Genomic DNA, 18,321 nt, shown 5'->3' with positions numbered 1-18,321 from the left:
CCATCGCGTTAATCACCATGAGGAACTCCACCATGTCATCCATCGTCATCGCCGGTTTTGCTCGCTCGCCATTTCACTTCGCCAAGAAAGGCTCCCTGATCAACCTCCGCCCGGACGACCTCGCCGCCCAGACGCTGCGCGGTTTGGTGGACAAGCTCGACCTCGATCCAGCAGAGATCGAAGACGTGATCATGGGCTGCGCCTACCCGGAAGCCGAACAGGGCATGAATATCGCCCGCATTGCCAGCTTCCGCGCCGGGTTCCCGGAAACCCTCGGTGGGGCAACAGTCAACCGCTTCTGTGGCTCGTCAATGACTGCCGTGCATTTCGCGGCTGGGCAGATCATGCTCGGCGCAGGCGAGGCCTTTATCTGTGCGGGAGTCGAATCGATGACGCGCGTACCCATGGGTGGTTTCAATATTTCCCCCAACCCCACCCTGCTCGAGAACTTTGCGCAGGTTTACATGAGCATGGGGCACACGGCAGAGGAAGTGGCCAAGCGTTTCAACGTCAGTCGCAGTGATCAGGACGCCATGGCCGTCGAGTCACACGCCAAAGCCACTGCGGCCCGTGAGAGCGGCCTGTTTCGCGATGAACTCGTCGCCATCAGCACGCCAGAAGGCCTGGTCGAAGCCGATGGCTGCATCCGCCCTGGCACTCACCTCGAGGCTCTGGCCCAACTCAAGCCGGCCTTTGGCGGCAGCGTGACTGCGGGCACGGCGTCACCACTTACCGACGGCAGCGCCGCCGTGCTGGTGTGCAGTGAACACTTTGCCCGCCGCCACCGCCTGAATATCTTTGCGCGCATCAAGGCGGTGGCCGTAGGTGGTTGCGCACCGGAAATCATGGGCATGGGCCCGGTGGTGGCGACACGCAAGGTGCTGCAGCGCGCCGGTTTGCGTATCGAGGACATCGATCTGGTGGAAATCAACGAAGCCTTCGCCAGCCAGTCACTGGCCTGCGTGCGCGAGCTGGGGCTGGACATGGCCAAGGTCAACCTCGACGGCGGTGCCCTGGCCCTCGGTCACCCACTGGGGGCGACCGGGGCGCGGATTACCGGCAAGGCCGCCAGCCTGCTGCAGCGCACGGGCGGTCGCTATGCAATTGCCACCCAATGCATTGCCGGCGGCCAGGGCGTTGCCACTCTGCTGGAAGCCGTCTGATCCTGTGCTGCCCCCGTCCGGCGCGTCACTGCGCCGGGCGCTGAAACAGCCAGACGAAGCGGGTAAGATGGCAGCCAACATCTGAAATATCAGCGGCCAGGTACTCCATGCGTTACTCCGAAGACCATAAAGCCCAGACCCACCAGCGCATCATCGAAGAAGCCGCACGCCTGTTCCGCCGCGATGGCGTTGGTGCAACCGGCCTGCAACCGTTGATGAAGACCCTGGGCCTGACCCATGGCGGCTTTTACGCCCACTTCAAGTCGAAAGACGAACTGGTGGAAACCGCCCTGCGCCACAGCGCCGAACAACTGGCCGCCGCCAGCAGCGAACTGTCATTGGCGGGTCTGATCAAGGGCTATCTGTCCTCTGCACACCGTGCCAATCCGGGCGAAGGCTGCCCGCTGCCGACCATTTCCGCCGAACTGGGCCAGCGCGGCGCCCCCAGCACGACCACTGATGAACTGATTCGCGACCGTCTGAGTACCATCGAAGCAGGCCTGCACGGCGAACAGGCCGATGAACAGAGCGTGTTGATTCTCAGCGCCATGGTCGGTGCCCTGCTGCTGTCACGCAGCGTCAGCGACCCGGAACTGTCCGACCGCCTGCTGAAAACCACCCGCTGCCTGTTGATCGAGCAGAACACCAGCCCGAACACAGCCTGACATTCCCGCACACCTGCAAACGTAAAAGCCCCGCCTGTTGCCAGTCGGGGCTTGGCTTAATGCTCAGATTTACTTGTAACGTGCAGCCGCGCTGCTGTGAGAGAGATTCGGCCCAAGCTTGCCACGGGCGGCGGTGAAGGCCTGCCAGTCGGCGGCATCGGGCAGCGATGGAATGGTCACCAGCTCACCCTGATCAAACCCTGCCAGTGCCGCGTCCACCATCTCCCCCACCTCCATGATCATGCTAGGCGGCAGCGCCGAGTCATCCATGCCGCTGCGTTCCCAGATCTCGGTACGGGTGATCCCGGGCAATACCGCCTGAACCTGCAAACCCTTGTCCTTGAGCTCACCATTGAGCGTCTGACTCAGGCTCAGCACGTAGGCCTTGGTGGCGCTGTACACGGCATTGAACATTTCCGGCGCCAGGGCCACCACCGACGCGATGTTGATGATTGCTCCACGTCCAGCAGCCGTGAAGTTTGCTGCCGCTGCGCTGGACAGGTGGGTGAGGGAGACGACATTGAGCAGAATCATCCGATCAACGGTGTCGAGATCGGCCTCGGCCAGTTGGCCGTTCATGGCCATACCAGCGTTATTGACCAGCGTGCTGATGGCCTTGTCGGTACGCAGGCGCTGAGTAACAGCGTGCAGATCAGCCTTGTCGGTCAGGTCGGCCTTCAGCGTTTCAACCTTTACCCCGTACTGCTCGGTCAAACGCGCCGACAGGGCCTGCAGGCGCGGCAGATCGCGGGCAACCAATAGCAGGTCGTAACCGCGCTGTGCCAGGCGCTCGGCGTAGGTGGCGCCAATGCCTGATGAAGCGCCGGTGATCAATGCAGTGCCTTTATCGTTATGCGTGCTCATGCTGCGTCTCCTGGGTGTACGGGGTAGTGAGGTTGTCTGGAGGTATAGTGCGCCAATTCATATTACATACATAATATAAATATTATATGTTGCTCATAATAAAAACTATCGACAGCTATGCCGCAAACGCCTGAGACGTAAAAAACCTGAAAAGAACCGCCAAGCACCTGATCGCAGCGCAAAAAAAAGCGGACAACCGGTGAAGGTTGTCCGCCTTTATGCGACGTAGCGCGCCTAGCTTTAGCTGCGGATCAGATGATCGAAAGCACTCAGGGAAGCTTTGGCGCCCTCGCCTACAGCAATCACAATCTGCTTGTACGGCACGGTGGTCACGTCACCTGCCGCGAACACGCCTGGGATATTAGTCGCACCCTTGGCATCGACGATGATTTCACCGAAACGGCTCAGTTCCACAGTGCCTTTGAGCCAATCGCTGTTGGGCAGCAGACCGATCTGCACGAAGATGCCTTCCAGCTCGACGGTGTGCAGCTCCTCGGTGGTGCGATCTTTGTACACCAGGCCGTTGACCTTCTGACCGTCGCCCTTGACCTCGGTGGTCTGTGCGCTCTTGATCACAGTCACATTCGGCAGGCTGTAGAGCTTCTTCTGCAGCACGGCGTCGGCACGCAAGGTGTCAGCGAACTCCAGCAGGGTCACGTGAGCCACCAGGCCGGCCAGGTCGATGGCCGCTTCGACCCCGGAGTTACCGCCGCCGATCACCGCGACACGCTTGCCCTTGAACAGCGGGCCGTCGCAGTGCGGGCAGAAGCACACGCCCTTGGCCTTGTATTCCTGCTCACCAGGCACGCCCATCTCGCGCCAGCGTGCGCCGGTGGAGAGAATCACGGTCTTGGCCTTGAGCGAAGCGCCGTTTTCGAACTTCACCTCGTGCAGGCCGCCTTCGCTGCTGGCCGGCACAAGAGCCGAAGCACGCTGCAGGTTCATCACGTCGACTTCGTATTCCTTGACGTGTTCTTCGAGGGCGCGCACCAGTTTTGGCCCTTCGGTTTCCTTCACGGAAATAAAGTTCTCGATGGACATGGTATCCAGCACCTGGCCGCCGAAGCGCTCGGCTGCCACGCCGGTGCGGATGCCTTTACGCGCGGCGTAGATGGCCGCTGCTGCGCCGGCCGGGCCACCACCGACTACCAGTACGTCGAAGGCGTCCTTGGCGTTCATCTTCTCGGCGTCGCGGTTGCCGGCCTGGGTGTCGATCTTGGCGAGGATTTCCTTCACCTCCATGCGACCCGAGGCGAACACTTCACCGTTCAGGTAGATGCTCGGCACGGCCATGATCTGGCGACGCTCGACTTCTTCCTGGAACAGCGCACCGTCGATGGACACGTTGCGGATGTTGGGGTTGAGCACGGCCATCAGGTTCAGTGCCTGGACCACGTCGGGGCAATTCTGGCAGCTCAGCGAGAAGTAGGTTTCGAACTCGAAACGGCCTTCGATGCTCTTGATCTGCTCGATGGTTTCCGCGTCCAGCTTGGACGGGTGGCCGCCGACCTGCAGCAGGGCCAGTACCAGCGAGGTGAATTCGTGACCCATGGGGATGCCGGCGAAGGTAACGCCGATATCCGCACCCGGGCGGTTGAGCGAGAACGACGGACGACGGGCGTCGTTGCCATCGGTCTTGAGGGTGATCTTGTCGGTCAGGCCGACGATGTCGTTGAGCAGTCCGAGCAGCTCCTGAGACTTCTCGCCGTCATCGAGGCTGGCGACGATCTCGAACGGCTGGGTGACCTTCTCGAGGTAGGCCTTCAACTGGGTTTGCAGATTGGCGTCCAACATGACGGGATTCCTCTGGCGAATAGCAAATTTCGGACAAACAAACGCCCGGACGGATCGCGCCCGGGCGTTCGGGCACCTTAGGAAGTCCTGTGGGACTTCTTGAGGCGGAAAATGGGACGGAGCGCGTCGCGAGCGAAGGCAGTGCAAGGCGAACTGAGACGAGGGCGCGCAGTTTACGAGCTGTAAATGAGCAGCCCGAACCTCAGTTCAACGCAGCAATGCCTAGCGCAGCAGCGCTACGCCCATTTTTAGATCTTGCCGACCAGGTCCAGGGAGGGAGCCAGGGTCTTCTCGCCTTCTTTCCACTTGGCCGGGCAAACCTGACCCGGGTTGGCGGCGGTGTACTGGGCTGCCTTCAGCTTGCGCAGGGTCTCGGAGACGTCGCGAGCGATTTCGTTGGAGTGGATTTCCAGGGTCTTGATCACGCCTTCCGGGTTGATCACGAAGGTGCCACGCAGGGCCAGGCCTTCTTCCTCGATGTGCACGCCGAAAGCGCGGGTCAGCTGGTGGGTCGGGTCACCGATCAGCGGGAACTGGGCCTTGCCCACGGCCGGGGAGGTTTCGTGCCATACCTTGTGGGAGAAGTGGGTGTCGGTGGTGACGATGTACACCTCGGCACCGGCCTTCTGGAACTCGGCGTAGTTGTTGGCGGCGTCTTCGATTTCGGTCGGGCAGTTGAAGGTGAAGGCAGCCGGCATGAAGATCAGCACGGACCACTTGCCTTTCAGGCTCTGCTCGGTGACCTGGATGAACTCACCGTTGTGGAACGCGTTAGCCGAAAAAGGTTGAACTTGGGTGTTGATGAGGGACATCTCTGATTCCTTCTGAGGGTTAGGAAATTTACAGGGCGCATTCTAGCCCCTTATTCGAAAAAAGCTTATTGATTGCCGCCATGATTCTGATTGAGTAAGCCAATCGACCCATAGCCTTATGCCAAGGTCGGATCAATTACCAACACCAGCTTGCCATTGACGCCATTGCCCGCCAGTTCGGCAAAAGCCAACTCGGCCTCTTTGACGGCAAAACTGCGCTCAAGTTGCGGTTTTAGACGCCCTTCGGCAAACAGCGGCCAGACGTATTGCTGTAAATCCTGTAGCAGCTGCGCTTTGAACAGCGCATCACGGTTGCGCAGGGTCGAGCCGATCAGCTGCACGCGCTTACCCAGCAGCAACGCCAGGTCCAACTCGGCCTTGCGTCCGCCGAGCAAACCGATGTTCACCCAGCGGCCATCCTGGGCCAGCAATTCCAGATTGAGCGCCGCATAGTTGCCCCCAACAGGGTCGAGAATCACATCGAACGGCGCAAAGTCACGCAGCGCCTGCAGCTGTTCCTCGCCACGCAGCACGCCGCCCTGAGCGCCCAGGCTTTCGCAGTAGGCCAACCGTTCAGCAGAACCAACGCTGACCCAGCACGGGCTGCCAAAGGCTTTGCACAATTGAATGGCGGCCGACCCCACACCACTGGCACCGGCATGCAGCAACACTCTCTGTCCGGGCTTCAGCGCCGCCAGTTGGAACAGATTGAGCCAGGCCGTGGCGTACACCTCGGGCAAAGCGGCGGCTTCAACCAGCGTCATGCCTTCGGGCACTGGCAAGGCGTGCCGGGCATCGACCACCACCTCCTCGGCCATGCCTCCACCGCTCAACAACGCGCAAACACGATCACCCACTTTCCAGTCGCAGCCCGCCCCAACCTCACTGACAATACCGGCGCACTCGAGCCCAAGCACCTCACTGGCGCCTGGCGGCGGCGGATAAAGCCCCGCTCGCTGCAACAGATCGGCCCGATTCAGTCCGGCGGCGGCCACACGGATGCGAATTTCCCCTACATCACAGGCCGGCGCGAGGTATTGCGCCCACTCCACACGGCCTTCAACGCCTTGCAATGCCTTCACGCTGCCTCCATAGTGCATTTGAACCGAGCCAGGCGCTAACCGCCGGGCTTTTGCATTGCGCCGATGGAACCTGGCGCCCTTAAAGATGGCCTAGGGTCTGTTCCCGTTTCGTCGCGAGCCGCGTTGCTGCGAAAAATTTCGCCAGGCTAGGCGGAGGACGCAGGTAATGGTGTTCCCTTGCCAAGTCCTCCAACACCGCATGGCGAAATTTTTCGCGCAACCCGTAGGGACGGGCTTGTTTTAGCGCGATACTGCGTTTCTCGACACTCATTTGGAACAACCAAACTTCGTGTCTCGTGCCTTGCCTCGCGCTAAAACAGGCTCCGGCGCGGCCGCGAACGAAACGGGAACAGACCCTAATATGCGTTATCAACTGCCCACACGTCGAATCAGCATGAAGCGATCCCTACTCAGCGTCACCCTCGCCTTTTCGTTTGCCCTGAGCGCCCTACCGCTCGCGGCAAAAACCACCAGTGACGCGTCCTGGGAATACCTGCAGCCTGACCGCGAGCAAGTCATCGCCAGCCTCAACGTCGTGGAGTTGTTGAAGCGCCACCACTACAACAAACCACCGCTGAATGACGAACGCTCGGAAAAGATCTATCAGGGCTACCTGAAGATGCTCGACCCTTCGCGCAGCTACTTCATCGCCTCCGATATTGCCGAGTTCGATAAATGGCGCACGCGTTTTGACGACCTGTTGAAAAATGGCGACCTGCAACCGGGCTTTGCCATCTACAAACGCCACCTCGAACGCCTGCAGAGCCGTTTGCAGTTCACCCTGAACATGCTCGAACAAGGCGTCGACAAGATTGACCTCAACAGTGACGAGACATTGCTGATCGACCGTGAGAACGCCCCCTGGGTCAAGGACCTTGCCGAACTCGATGACCTGTGGCGCAAGCGCGTTAAAGACGAGGTACTGCGCCTGAAAATCGCCGGCAAAGAGCCCAAGGCGATTCAGGAGCTGCTCACCAAGCGCTACAACAACCAGCTCGCGCGCCTCAAGCAGACCCGCGGCGAAGACGTGTTCCAGGCCTATATCAACGCCTTTGCCATGTCCTACGACCCACACACCACCTACCTGTCGCCGGACAACGCGGAAAACTTCGACATCAATATGAGCCTGTCGCTCGAAGGTATTGGTGCCGTGCTGCAAAGCGACAACGAACACGTCAAGGTCGTGCGCCTGGTGCCGGCAGGCCCGGCGGAAAAGAGCAAGCAGATCGCCCCTGCCGACAAGATCATCGGTGTGGCACAGGGCAGCAAGGAAATGGTCGACGTGATCGGCTGGCGCCTGGATGAAGTGGTCAAGCTGATCCGTGGCCCGAAAGGCTCGCAAGTACGCCTGGAAGTGATCCCCGCCAGCAACGCGCCGAATGATCAGACCAGCAAGGTGGTGTCCATCACCCGTGAAGCGGTCAAGCTGGAAGAACAGGCAGCGAAGAAATCCATCCTCAACCTCAAGCACGACAATCGCGACTACAAGCTCGGGGTCATCGAGATTCCGGCCTTCTACCTGGATTTCAAAGCCTTCCGTGCCGGCGATCCGAACTACAAAAGCACCACCCGTGACGTCAAACGCCTGCTCACCGAGTTGGAGAAGGAAAACGTCGATGGCGTGGTCATCGACCTGCGTAACAACGGTGGCGGCTCGCTGCAGGAAGCAACCGAACTGACCGGCCTGTTTATCGACCAGGGCCCGACCGTACTGGTGCGCAACAGCGATGGCCGTGTCGATGTACTGGCCGATGAGAACACCGGTATCTACTACAAAGGCCCGCTGGCCGTGCTGGTCAATCGCCTGTCAGCCTCGGCTTCGGAGATTTTTGCCGGCGCCATGCAGGACTACCACCGCGCGCTGATCCTCGGCGGTCAGACCTTCGGCAAAGGCACCGTACAAACCATCCAGCCGCTCAACCATGGTGAGCTGAAGCTGACTCTGGCCAAGTTTTACCGCGTCTCCGGGCAGAGCACCCAGCATCAGGGCGTGATTCCGGATATTCAGTACCCAGACGTCATGGACACCAAGGAAATCGGCGAAAGCGCCCTGCCCGAGGCCCTGCCATGGGACAGCATCAAACCAGCAATCAAACCGGAGCTGGACCCGATCAAGCCGTTCCTGGCAAAACTGCAGAGCCGCTTTGAAAGCCGCACCGCACAGAATCCGGACTTCACCTTCGCCCGCGAACGCCTGCAACTGGCGCAGAAGCTGATGGAAGAAAACACCGTCAGCCTCAATGAAAACAAACGTCGCGCCCAACAGGCCGATATCGAAGCCCAGCAACTGGCCATCGAAAACAGCCGCCGTCAGGCCAAGGGCGAAGCCCTGCTGAACAAGATCAAGGAAGAAGACGAAGATGCGCTGCCGGTGGAAGACGACAAAACCAAACCGGAAGACGATGCCTACCTCGCCGAAAGCGGACGCATTCTGCTCGACTACCTGGGTCTGAATACACGTCTGGCCAAGCAGTAAACAGCGAGCGTCATCAAAGGGTCATCAAATTGTCGTGAAATGCGGGGACTGGTCATCAACCAGTCCCCGTTTTTTATGCCTATCGAGATCCAACATGATTGCCACCGAGCAGTTCAGTGCGCTGGACAACATCCTCGCCAACAGCGATCTGCATAGCCTGTTTCAGCCGATCTTTTCGCTCTCCGAGCGGCGTATTCTCGGCTATGAAGCCCTAAGCCGTGGCCCGTCCAATAGCGCTCTGCATTCGCCGATCAATCTGTTTGCCGTGGCCCGCAGCGCCGGCCGCCTGAGCGAACTGGAGCTCTTGTGCCGCCAGAAAGCCTGCCAGCGTTTCAGCCAACTCCAGCTTGAGGGCAAGCTGTTCCTCAACGTCTCGCCAGACTCGCTGATGCAACCCAAACACCAGCCGGGCCGTACGCTGCAACTCTTGCAGTCGCTGGGCATTCCGCCCAGCCAAGTAGTGATTGAGCTAACTGAACAATCGCCTACCGACGACTTCGCCCTGCTTGATACGGCTCTGCACCACTACCGCGCGATGGGATTCTCTATCGCCCTGGACGACCTTGGTGCGGGATATTCCAGCCTGCGCCTGTGGTCAGAGTTGCGCCCGGACTACGTGAAAATCGACCGCCACTTTATCGATGGCATCCATCAGGATGCGGTCAAGCGCGAATTCGTCGGCTCCATTCTGAAGATGGCCAAGGCCTCGCGCGCGCAAGTGATTGCCGAAGGCATCGAACTGCCCGAAGAACTCGCCGTACTGGCAGAAATGGGCGTCGACCTGCTGCAAGGCTACCTGCTCTGCCGGCCGCAAGAGGTGCCACCGCGCGACGCCCTCAACCTGCTACCCAACACCACAACCAGCAGTCCGCTGAGTGAAGATACCAGCGACCTGCGCGGCCTGCTCAACCCGCAACGCGCAGTAGCCACCGGCACGCCCACTACTGAAGTGCTGGAAATGTTTCGCACCCAGGCCAACCTGAACTCACTGGCCATTCTCGACGAAACCCTGCAACCGGTCGGCATCGTGCATCGCCACTCACTGGCCGAAGCCTTGCTCAAGCCCTTTGCCAACGAACTGTTCGCCCGCAAGCCTATCAGCCGCCTGATGAGTGATGACTACCTGGCCGTGGAAGTCAGCCAGTCGCTGCAACAGGTCAGCCGCTTGCTCACCAGCCGCGCCCGTCAGCGCATCGAAGAAGATTTCATCATCATTGAAGGCGGACGTTACATTGGCCTGGGTCGGGTGATCGACGTGCTCAAGCTGATCACCGAACTGAAAATCCAACAGGCCCGCTATGCCAATCCACTGACCTTGTTACCAGGTAACGTACCGATTCAGCAGTGCCTGACCCGACTTTTGCAGCAGGGCCGTGAAGCCGTGGTGTGCTATGTGGATATCGACAATTTCAAGCCGTTCAATGACATCTACGGCTATGCCAAGGGCGACGAAGTGCTCTTGAGCCTGGCGCAATGCCTGAACGATCGGATTGATCCGACGCGGGATTTTGTCGGGCATATCGGTGGCGATGACTTTCTCCTGGCCCTCGGCTCGCCAGACTGGCGCGCACGGCTCAATCGCCTGCTGGAAGACTTCCAGAGCCAATGCCGAAGGTTCTACAGAGAAGAAGACCTGCACGCCGGCTGTTTTGTCGCCCATGACCGCAGCGGCAAGCGCCAGGAATACGCCCTGCTCTCGCTGTCGCTGGGGGTGGTGCATGTGCACCCCGAGCAGTGTGCACAGCTGGATGCCAGTCAACTTGCCGCCATGGCCTCGGAGGCCAAGCGGCATGCCAAGGCGGTACCTGGTTACAGCCTGCACATCATCGACACCGCCAGCGATACGGCTGCCTAAAGCGGCCCCGCAAAACTAGTCGTGAGCGGCAACGGACAGCGCCGCAAAGTGCTCAGCCAAGGCCAGATCAACCGGGATGCCTGGAGCGCCAGCGCGGTACAGTTCAGCCAGTCGGTACGCCGCTGCGGGGTGTCCGGCATTGGCCGCCCGGGTCCACCAGTCAATGGCTTGCTGTACATCTGCTGCATGCTGGGTATCGCCAGCCAGGCTCAGTACGCCAAGCTGGTAGGCGGCTTTGGCATCACCAGCCTTGGCAGCCAGCGCCAGCAGACGCCGGCCCTCATTGCGCGCAGCCAGCCCCTGTCCACGAAACAGCAGAATATGCCCATAAAAGCTTTGTGCCGGGCGATGCCCCAGGTTGGCCAGACGCGCAAACTGCCCTTCCATCCAGCGCCAGGCCCTGGGCTGTTTGACCAACCATGGCCAGTGGAACAACCGACGGGCCAGCACATAACCCAGACGAGCTCGCAGGGTGATCAGCATCAGGCATCTTCCGGGTAGCTGAATTCGAACACCCGGGCCACCTCAGCCGCATGCCAGGAAGCCGCAGCAATACCATCGGATGCACCGCTAAAGCGTCCCAGGCGATTGACGCATTCAAAGAAGCCCGTGCGAGGCAGGCGACTGGCGCCCTGGCTGATCACCAGCGCACTGCGCAGGGGGCGTTCGGCACGCGCATCCAATGCGGCCAAGTGCTCAAGAGCAGCGGCCAGGGTCTGCATCGCCGGGCTGGGTAAGGCCAGACGCTCGATCAGCGCACGATAGGTCAGCAGGTGGCGCTGTCGTTGGGCATCCTCAAGCTCATCCAATAGCGCCTGCCAATGCTGCCGACTGATACGCACGCTCAAAGCTGCGACTCCCAGCCAGCCACTCCTAGGTGCCAGGCCAGTGCACGCTGAATCGCAGCATCTGGCTGACGCTCACCGCTCTCGATCATGGCCATATAGTGCGGGCTGATTCCGACCTGGCGCGCCAGCTGCTCCGCTGTCAGACCCTTGGCCTCACGCAGACGCGTGAGTTGGCTGAGTGCCGGGGTATCGCCCTGCGCTTCGGCAACCGCAGTGTCGGGAGCGTGTCCGGCCGCCTGTAACAGGGCTTGATACTGCGCCCATGGCAGCACCGCATACTCCGGCTCGCCATCACGCTCGATCACTTGCACATTCATCTGTAAATCTCCATGCAGAGCACTTCCATCACTCTCGCAACTCCAGAACAGGCGGCCATCTTAACAGCCGGCACGGCAAAGGGCGTGATCTATACTGCCGCCAGGTTATCAAGCCGCACCTGGGGGCTAGCTTTGCGCACATTGATAACAATACTAGTTGCTGCCTACAGCCTGACGACCCATGCCGAGGAATTACGCTGGGGTTTTGCCAGCGCTGACGGCCTGCCCTATGTCGAAGTCAAAGACCAGCAACTGCGCGGCGGCGTCATTTATCAGCTTGGCCAACTGGCCAGCCAGACGCTTGGCTACAACGCAGAATTTGTGGAAACCCCGAATAAACGCATTGATGAGTACATGCAACGCGGCCGCATCCATGTGATCTGTAACAGCAACCCACAATGGATAGACAGACCGGAGCGCTATCACTGGTCTGCCGCGCTCTACAGCGAAGAAGATGTGTTGTTGCTGCACGATCAGCAAGCCCCCATCAGCAGCCTGAGCCAGCTATATGGCAAAACCGTCGGCACGCAACTTGGCTACGTGTATAACGCGGCACTGATGGAGGCATTCGCCAAGCAGCAGATCATTCGCCAGGACCTGCGCGATCACAGTGCCGGACTCAACCTGCTGAGCAAGCAGCGCCTGGATGCCATTATCGACATGCGCCGACCACTGAACCTCGCTCTGCATAAACAAGCCGCTACTGCGCTAAGGCTCAACCCCTGGGTCATCGAGCGCTATGGCATGCACTGCACCTACAGCCCCAAACTGCCTGTCAGTGCCGAGCAGCTGGACAAGACCCTGCTGCAATTGCGCGACCAAGGCATTATCGAGCAGTGGCTCAACGCCACCTAAAGCAGGTTCGTAACGCTCATTGCGACAGGCGCCCCTGCTGCTCGATCAGCTGCTGTTCGCTGTCCGGCAACCGCTCCAACACGCCCAGCACCTCAGGAGCTTGAGCCGCGCGCCATTGCTCAAAAGCTGCCAGTTCATTGCGCCAGGTACGCATCACCCAAGCCAGTACGGCCAAGTCATCGACCAGGCCAATGCCAAACAGCCAATCCGGTATGCCATCAATCGGCGTGACGAAGTAAAGCAGAGCCGCCATCACCGCCAGTAACGCCTGGGTATCAATGGCTCGGTATTCCCCGCGCCACCAAGCCAGACAGAGTGCCTGCAACAACTTGAGCTGAGCCGCCAGATCACTGAATCTCTCACCCAGTTTTTCACGCTTGCGGGCGACCGAAAACAACAGCGCCGGTAACCGTCCGGCTTTGAGGAAACGCTTTGCCAAACGCTGGTAACGCGCAAGATTTTTCATTGCTTTCCTCACCATCTCCCGGCAATCCCGCATGCGTACTGGGCTTGCCATGGTTATCCACTAAAGCTGTGGATAACCTTGTGAACAGATTCTCGATAAGCCTGGCAAACGCCCAGCCCACGGGGCCTCGCAACAGATCGGGCATTTTTTGCTCACACGATAAATACCCATATAAATCAATAACTTAATAATATCAAAGGGTTTCTACGCAAGAGTTACCGATAACTGCCACAGGCCGTCTGAGAAATGTGCATAACCGTAACACCAATACAACCACACAGGCCTTTTGAGACCTGCCAGTCAAGCAAAAAGTGCCGAATTTATACGCCGTAAACGACAACGCCCCGTCGAAACGGGGCGTTGTCTGAAACAGCCTGGAATTACTCTTGAGCGGCGGCGTCTTTGATCGCGATCAGCTCCAGATCAAACACCAGTACCGAGTTAGCCGGAATGGCCGGAGTCGGGCTCTGCTCGCCATAAGCCAGCTCGCTCGGAATGTACAGTTTGTACTTCTCGCCAACGTGCATCAGCTGCAGACCTTCGACCCAACCTGGGATCACACCGTTGACCGGCAGGTCGATCGGGCTGCCACGCTCAACCGAGCTATCGAAGACGCTGCCATCAGTCAACTTGCCTTCATAGTGCACGGTTACCACATCAGTGGCTTTCGGCTGGGCGCCGTCAGTCTTTTTCACCACCTCGTACTGCAGGCCGGAAGCAGTGGTGGTTACGCCTTCACGCTTGGCGTTGTCTTCAAGGAATTTCTTGCCGGCTTTGGCCGACTCGGCATTCAGCGCCACCATGCGCTCTTCGGCACGCTTTTGCAGGAAGGCAAAGGCTTCGATCAACTCTTCGTCTTTCAGACGCTGCTCTTTCTTGCCAATGGCGTCTTCGATGCCTTGCGCAACAGCGTTGGAATCCAGGTCATCCATGCCTTCCTGAGCCAGGCTTTTGCCCATGTTCAGGCCGATACCATAGGACGCTTTCTGCGCTGGGGTTTCCAGGGTGATTTCGCTGGTTTGCGAATCACAGCCTGCGAGAACCAGACCAACCAGGGCGACCGCCGCTGCTAAACGATGCTGTTTCATGCTTGTTCCTTGTTCGGTGCGCCCTAGGGCAATGGTGTGAAAGCGCGAGCTTAGCAGGCTGCCGCGATCACTGGCTACCGTGATAGGAGACAGAAAATGCGTATAAGTTCAGATGTTTAGCTGAATTTACTGAGAGAGTTTTGCGGATTGAAGCGAAGTGTCACAGAGGGGATGAAGCGAGGAAAAAATGGCGCAGCGGACGGGACTCGAACCCGCGACCCCCGGCGTGACAGGCCGGTATTCTAACCGACTGAACTACCGCTGCGCGTAACCTCGAAAAGCGAGTTGGTGGGTGATGACGGGATCGAACCGCCGACCCTCTGCTTGTAAGGCAGATGCTCTCCCGGCTGAGCTAATCACCCTTCACTCTCGAAGTGGGGCGCATTTTAGAGAGCCAACTGCACCTTGGCAAGCCCTGTTTTAAAAATTTTTTATTGATGCAGCAAAGGCTTAGCGCAGACTTGGCCTTGAGCATTACTCGGGGGAATAATGCGCCCCGAATGCAACGCATAGGTTCGCCAAGCGGTCATAGCGCAGCGGCCAACCTGAAACAGCATCTGCGCAAGGTGCTGACGACTTGTGATACCTGCTGCTGCCGGCAGGTCTGTTAATGGAGATTCACCCCCTTATGTGGTTTCGTAACCTGCTGGTTTATCGCCTCACCCAGGACATCCCGTTTGATGCCGAGGCCCTCGAAACGGCGCTTCTGGCCAAACCGGCCCGCTCGTGCGCCAGCCAGGAACTCAGCACCTATGGCTTTATTGCGCCTTTCGGCAAAGGTCCTGATGCGCAACTGGTGCATGCCAGCGGTGATTTCCTGCTGATTGCTGCACGCAAGGAAGAACGCATCCTGCCCGGCAGCGTGGTGCGTGATGCGTTGAAGGACAAGGTTGACGAGATCGAAGCCGAGCAGATGCGCAAGGTCTACAAGAAGGAGCGCGACCAGCTCAAGGACGACATCGTGCAGACCTTCCTGCCACGGGCCTTTATCCGCAAGTCTGCCACCTTCGCGGCCATCGCTCCCAAGCAGGGCCTGATCCTGGTGGACTCGGCCAGCGCCAAGCGCGCCGAAGACCTGCTGTCGACCCTGCGCGAAGCCATCGGCTCGCTGCCGGTACGCCCGCTGACCGTGAAGATCGCCCCCAGTGCCACCCTCACCGACTGGGTCAAGGTGCAGCAGGCGGCTCCGGACTTCCACGTACTGGACGAATGCGAACTGCGCGACACCCATGAAGACGGCGGTGTGGTGCGCTGCAAGCGTCAGGACCTGACCAGCGACGAGATCCAGCTGCACATGAGCGCGGGCAAGCAGGTCACGCAACTGTCCCTGGCCTGGCAGGACAAGCTGTCCTTTGTGCTCGACGACAAACTGGTGGTCAAGCGCCTGCGCTTCGAAGACCTGCTGCAAGATCAGGCCGAACAGGACGGTGGTGACGACGACCTCGGCCAGCAGGACGCCAGCTTCACCCTGATGATGCTGACCCTGGTGGACTTCCTCCCGGCGCTATTCGAAGCCCTGGGCGGCGAAGAGATTCCGCAAGGCATCTAAACACCTGCGTGTAAGCGCAGAGGATGTGACCATTGATCCTCTGCGCTTGCCACAAACCAGCTAATGTGCAAAATACTGCACAGCGTGAGGACGACCTCGCCACTCCACGAGTGACCATTTCGGGACGGCCCATCTGTACTGTTGATGGAGGTTTTTATGTCCTGGATTATTCTGCTGCTGGCTGGCCTGTTCGAAGTCGGCTGGGCCGTAGGCCTGAAGTACACCGACGGTTTTACCCGCCCGCTCCCTACCCTGCTCACCGTGACCGCCATGCTCATCAGCCTGGGACTCCTCGGCCTGGCCATGAAGGAATTGCCACTGGGCACCGCCTATGCCATCTGGACCGGAGTCGGCGCAGTCGGCACGGTTATCGCCGGCATCATCCTGTTTGGCGAGGCCGTGACACTCATGCGCCTGGCCAGTGTGGCGCTGATTGTTTGTGGCTTGCTCGGCCTGAAACTCAGCCACTGAGTAAGTGACACACCATAAAAAAGCCCGCCGATTGGCGGGCTTTTTTTATCCGGCAGGCTAGCGCCGTTCACCACGCAAGGCGCTTACCTGAGCCTGCAGCAACTCGCACTTGACCGCTTCTGCCGCCACCGGCTCGCCCGCCACCAGGGTGATACGCGACCATAGGCGCTTGAAGAAACCCTTGTGCGGGTCACGGCTGAAAAAGCTGCCCCACAGCCCCTGCAATGCCATTGGAATCACCGGCACCGGGTTTTCCGAGACGATACGTTCGATGCCATTCTTGAACTCATTGAGTTCGCCATCGCTGGTCAACTTGCCTTCTGGGAAGATGCACACCACCTCGCCATTGCGCAGGTATTCGGCGATTTTCTTGAACGCGGCGTCGTAGATCAGCAGGTCTTCACTGCGCCCGGCAATCGGCACAGTACCGGCGGTGCGGAAGATAAAATTGAGCACCGGCAGGTTGTAGATTTTGTAGTACATGACAAAACGCACCGGCCGGCGCACCGCACCGCCAATCAGCAGCGCATCAACAAACGACACGTGGTTGCACACCAATACCGCCGCGCCCTCGTCGGGAATCGCGTCCAGCCCCTTGTGCTCAACCCGGTACATCGAGTGACTGAGCAGCCAGATCATAAAGCGCATGGTGAATTCGGGGACGATCTTGAAGATGTAGCTGTTGACCGCGATGTTCATCAGCGAAATGGTCAGGAACAGCTGCGGAATCGACAGATCAGCGATGCTCAAAAACAGGATCGAAACAATCGCCGAGATCACCATGAACAAGGCATTGAGGATGTTATTGGCAGCGATCACTCGCGCCCGCTCATGCTCCACAGTGCGCGACTGGATCAGCGCATACAGCGGCACGATGTAGAAGCCGCCAAACAGACCAATGCCGAGAATCGAGCCAAGAATCCACCAGGCCTGGCTATAGCTCATGACCGACAGCCAGTCGTGGGCCACTGCTGCCTCGGGGAAGCCACCGGAGAACCACCAGAGCAGAATGCCGAACAGGGTCAGGCCAATCGAACCGAACGGCACCAGACCGATTTCCACTTTGTGCCCGCTCATGCGCTCACAAAGCATCGAACCCAGCGCAATGCCCACCGAGAACACTGTGAGAATCAGTGTCACCACGCTTTCATCGCCGTACAACCATTCCTTGGCATAGGCCGGAATCTGCGTCAGGTACACCGCACCGAGAAACCAGAACCAGGAGTTACCCACCAGTGAGCGTGATACGGCCGGGCGCTGGCCCAGGCCCAGCTTCATGGTCGCCCAGGACTGGCGCACGATGTTCCAGTCCAGCTTGAGCTGCGGCATGGCCGCCGAGGCTGCAGGAATACCGCGACTGGCCAGATAACCCAGCACCGCGACCAGCACCACGGCTACTGCGACGATATGCGCATAGGCGCTGCTGGCCATGATGATGCCTGCACCGATGGTGCCGGCAAGGATAGCCAGGAATGTACCCATCTCCACCAGCGCGTTGCCGCCCACCAGTTCCTGCTCTTCCAGGTGCTGCGGCAGGATCGAGTACTTCACCGGGCCAAACAGCGCCGACTGAGTGCCCATGGCAAACAGCACCGCAAGCATCAGTGGCAGGTTGCCGAGCAGCACGCCAACGGCGCCGAGCAGCATAATGAGGATTTCAGCGAACTTGATCTTGCGGATCAACGAGTCTTTGGTGAACTTCTCGCCCAACTGTCCACCCAGGGCCGAGAACAGGAAGAACGGCAGGATAAACAGCAAAGCACAGAGATTGACCAGCAAGGACTTGTCCGCCCCGGAGCTGATTTTGAACAGGATGGCGAGTATCAGTGACTGCTTGAAGATGTTGTCGTTGAAGGCACCCAGTAACTGGGTCAGGAAGAATGGCAGGAAGCGCTTTTTACCCAGCAACGCGAATTGGGAGTGTTCGGTCATCGTCCGTGTACCTGTGTGCAGTGGCCAGCGGGTGTTTTCAGGCATTTGACTGCAAGAACACCCGACAAAGCCACAGCCATGCGC

At 59.3% G+C, this 18,321-nt stretch carries 17 protein-coding genes and 2 tRNA genes; 7 read left to right on the top strand and 12 right to left on the bottom strand.

The window, feature by feature from the left end; all coding sequences use genetic code 11:
• The first annotated feature begins 32 nt into the window (after window positions 1-32).
• Window positions 33-1,163, top strand: coding sequence for a thiolase family protein (locus tag IOD17_RS08660; protein ID WP_233684697.1), 1,131 nt, complete (start codon window positions 33-35; stop codon window positions 1,161-1,163).
• Between the two features lie 107 nt (window positions 1,164-1,270).
• On the top strand, window positions 1,271-1,828 hold the full coding sequence (locus IOD17_RS08655; protein ID WP_233684696.1) for a TetR/AcrR family transcriptional regulator: 558 nt from the start codon (window positions 1,271-1,273) through the stop codon (window positions 1,826-1,828).
• A 69-nt stretch (window positions 1,829-1,897) separates the two neighbouring features.
• On the opposite strand, the gene IOD17_RS08650 is transcribed toward IOD17_RS08655, so the two are convergent.
• From IOD17_RS08650 to IOD17_RS08635, 4 genes are all read right to left on the bottom strand, one after another.
• Window positions 1,898-2,692, bottom strand: a complete 795-nt coding sequence (locus tag IOD17_RS08650) for an SDR family NAD(P)-dependent oxidoreductase (RefSeq protein ID WP_233684695.1) — start codon at window positions 2,690-2,692, stop codon at window positions 1,898-1,900.
• 240 nt (window positions 2,693-2,932) lie between these two features.
• Complete coding sequence (ahpF, locus tag IOD17_RS08645) at window positions 2,933-4,486, bottom strand: alkyl hydroperoxide reductase subunit F (protein WP_233684694.1); 1,554 nt, start codon at window positions 4,484-4,486, stop codon at window positions 2,933-2,935.
• A 248-nt stretch (window positions 4,487-4,734) separates the two neighbouring features.
• Window positions 4,735-5,298 carry an alkyl hydroperoxide reductase subunit C gene (gene ahpC / locus IOD17_RS08640; protein ID WP_021700808.1) on the bottom strand — a complete coding sequence of 188 codons (564 nt, stop codon included), beginning with the start codon at window positions 5,296-5,298 and terminating at the stop codon, window positions 4,735-4,737.
• Window positions 5,299-5,414: 116 nt separating this feature from the next.
• The gene (locus IOD17_RS08635; RefSeq protein WP_233684693.1) at window positions 5,415-6,380 is read right to left on the bottom strand and encodes an NAD(P)H-quinone oxidoreductase; all 966 of its coding nucleotides are present in this window, start codon (window positions 6,378-6,380) and stop codon (window positions 5,415-5,417) included.
• 394 nt (window positions 6,381-6,774) lie between these two features.
• Here IOD17_RS08635 and IOD17_RS08630 point away from each other — a divergent pair, with 394 nt between their 5' ends.
• Window positions 6,775-8,856, top strand: coding sequence for a carboxy terminal-processing peptidase (locus IOD17_RS08630; RefSeq protein WP_233684692.1), 2,082 nt, complete (start codon window positions 6,775-6,777; stop codon window positions 8,854-8,856).
• A 94-nt stretch (window positions 8,857-8,950) separates the two neighbouring features.
• Complete coding sequence (locus tag IOD17_RS08625; RefSeq protein ID WP_233684691.1) at window positions 8,951-10,711, top strand: bifunctional diguanylate cyclase/phosphodiesterase; 1,761 nt, start codon at window positions 8,951-8,953, stop codon at window positions 10,709-10,711.
• 15 nt (window positions 10,712-10,726) lie between these two features.
• Here the strand turns inward: IOD17_RS08625 and IOD17_RS08620 are convergent, their stop codons facing one another.
• The 3 genes from IOD17_RS08620 to IOD17_RS08610 are packed head-to-tail and all read right to left on the bottom strand — an operon-like array spanning window position 10,727 to window position 11,876.
• A complete protein-coding gene (locus tag IOD17_RS08620; RefSeq protein WP_233684690.1) occupies window positions 10,727-11,194 on the bottom strand; it encodes a sel1 repeat family protein in 468 nt (155 codons plus the stop codon).
• Entirely contained in the window at window positions 11,194-11,559 is a 366-nt protein-coding gene (locus IOD17_RS08615) for a hypothetical protein (RefSeq protein WP_233684689.1), read from the bottom strand. Before IOD17_RS08615 ends, IOD17_RS08620 begins: the two co-directional genes overlap by 1 nt.
• A complete protein-coding gene (locus IOD17_RS08610) occupies window positions 11,556-11,876 on the bottom strand; it encodes a helix-turn-helix domain-containing protein (protein WP_233684688.1) in 321 nt (106 codons plus the stop codon). The genes IOD17_RS08615 and IOD17_RS08610 overlap by 4 nt, the downstream gene beginning before the upstream one ends.
• A 132-nt stretch (window positions 11,877-12,008) precedes the next feature.
• Between IOD17_RS08610 and IOD17_RS08605 the strand changes: the two genes are divergently transcribed.
• Window positions 12,009-12,731: a substrate-binding periplasmic protein gene (locus IOD17_RS08605; protein ID WP_233684687.1), complete on the top strand. Its 723-nt coding sequence runs from the start codon at window positions 12,009-12,011 to the stop codon at window positions 12,729-12,731.
• Window positions 12,732-12,747: 16 nt separating this feature from the next.
• Here IOD17_RS08605 and IOD17_RS08600 read toward each other — a convergent pair whose 3' ends face one another.
• The 4 genes from IOD17_RS08600 to IOD17_RS08585 all read right to left on the bottom strand — a co-directional run bounded on the left by IOD17_RS08600 (window position 12,748) and on the right by IOD17_RS08585 (window position 14,647).
• Window positions 12,748-13,197 carry a YkvA family protein gene (locus tag IOD17_RS08600; protein WP_233684686.1) on the bottom strand — a complete coding sequence of 150 codons (450 nt, stop codon included), beginning with the start codon at window positions 13,195-13,197 and terminating at the stop codon, window positions 12,748-12,750.
• A 380-nt stretch (window positions 13,198-13,577) separates the two neighbouring features.
• The gene (locus tag IOD17_RS08595; RefSeq protein WP_233684685.1) at window positions 13,578-14,285 is read right to left on the bottom strand and encodes an FKBP-type peptidyl-prolyl cis-trans isomerase; all 708 of its coding nucleotides are present in this window, start codon (window positions 14,283-14,285) and stop codon (window positions 13,578-13,580) included.
• A 188-nt stretch (window positions 14,286-14,473) separates the two neighbouring features.
• Window positions 14,474-14,550 (bottom strand) — tRNA-Asp (locus IOD17_RS08590).
• Between the two features lie 21 nt (window positions 14,551-14,571).
• Window positions 14,572-14,647: transfer RNA gene (locus tag IOD17_RS08585), tRNA-Val, on the bottom strand.
• A gap of 266 nt (window positions 14,648-14,913) precedes the next feature.
• Here IOD17_RS08585 and rdgC point away from each other — a divergent pair.
• Both rdgC and sugE read left to right on the top strand, forming a co-directional pair.
• Window positions 14,914-15,834: a recombination-associated protein RdgC gene (rdgC, locus tag IOD17_RS08580; protein ID WP_233684684.1), complete on the top strand. Its 921-nt coding sequence runs from the start codon at window positions 14,914-14,916 to the stop codon at window positions 15,832-15,834.
• A gap of 156 nt (window positions 15,835-15,990) precedes the next feature.
• Window positions 15,991-16,305: a quaternary ammonium compound efflux SMR transporter SugE gene (sugE, locus tag IOD17_RS08575; protein WP_233684683.1), complete on the top strand. Its 315-nt coding sequence runs from the start codon at window positions 15,991-15,993 to the stop codon at window positions 16,303-16,305.
• Between the two features lie 57 nt (window positions 16,306-16,362).
• On the opposite strand, the gene IOD17_RS08570 is transcribed toward sugE, so the two are convergent.
• Complete coding sequence (locus IOD17_RS08570; RefSeq protein ID WP_233684682.1) at window positions 16,363-18,237, bottom strand: MFS transporter; 1,875 nt, start codon at window positions 18,235-18,237, stop codon at window positions 16,363-16,365.
• Window positions 18,238-18,321: the final 84 nt, after the last annotated feature.

Origin of the sequence: Pseudomonas anguilliseptica (genome assembly GCF_021375795.1) — a bacterium.
GTDB lineage: Bacteria > Pseudomonadota > Gammaproteobacteria > Pseudomonadales > Pseudomonadaceae > Aquipseudomonas > Aquipseudomonas anguilliseptica_A.
Note: the sequence above shows the minus strand (reverse complement) of the source record. Positions and strands in the feature narration are given on the sequence as shown.

Coding starts and splice junctions, on each gene's coding strand:
- IOD17_RS08650 (WP_233684695.1), bottom strand. CDS start 2,692: ATGAGCACGCATAACGATAAAGGCACTGCATTGATCACCGGCGCTTCA.
- IOD17_RS08625 (WP_233684691.1), top strand. CDS start 8,951: ATGATTGCCACCGAGCAGTTCAGTGCGCTGGACAACATCCTCGCCAAC.
- IOD17_RS08595 (WP_233684685.1), bottom strand. CDS start 14,285: ATGAAACAGCATCGTTTAGCAGCGGCGGTCGCCCTGGTTGGTCTGGTT.
- sugE (WP_233684683.1), top strand. CDS start 15,991: ATGTCCTGGATTATTCTGCTGCTGGCTGGCCTGTTCGAAGTCGGCTGG.
- IOD17_RS08620 (WP_233684690.1), bottom strand. CDS start 11,194: ATGCTGATCACCCTGCGAGCTCGTCTGGGTTATGTGCTGGCCCGTCGG.
- ahpF (WP_233684694.1), bottom strand. CDS start 4,486: ATGTTGGACGCCAATCTGCAAACCCAGTTGAAGGCCTACCTCGAGAAG.
- rdgC (WP_233684684.1), top strand. CDS start 14,914: ATGTGGTTTCGTAACCTGCTGGTTTATCGCCTCACCCAGGACATCCCG.
- IOD17_RS08630 (WP_233684692.1), top strand. CDS start 6,775: ATGAAGCGATCCCTACTCAGCGTCACCCTCGCCTTTTCGTTTGCCCTG.
- IOD17_RS08655 (WP_233684696.1), top strand. CDS start 1,271: ATGCGTTACTCCGAAGACCATAAAGCCCAGACCCACCAGCGCATCATC.
- ahpC (WP_021700808.1), bottom strand. CDS start 5,298: ATGTCCCTCATCAACACCCAAGTTCAACCTTTTTCGGCTAACGCGTTC.
- IOD17_RS08600 (WP_233684686.1), bottom strand. CDS start 13,197: ATGAAAAATCTTGCGCGTTACCAGCGTTTGGCAAAGCGTTTCCTCAAA.
- IOD17_RS08610 (WP_233684688.1), bottom strand. CDS start 11,876: ATGAATGTGCAAGTGATCGAGCGTGATGGCGAGCCGGAGTATGCGGTG.
- IOD17_RS08660 (WP_233684697.1), top strand. CDS start 33: ATGTCATCCATCGTCATCGCCGGTTTTGCTCGCTCGCCATTTCACTTC.
- IOD17_RS08570 (WP_233684682.1), bottom strand. CDS start 18,237: ATGACCGAACACTCCCAATTCGCGTTGCTGGGTAAAAAGCGCTTCCTG.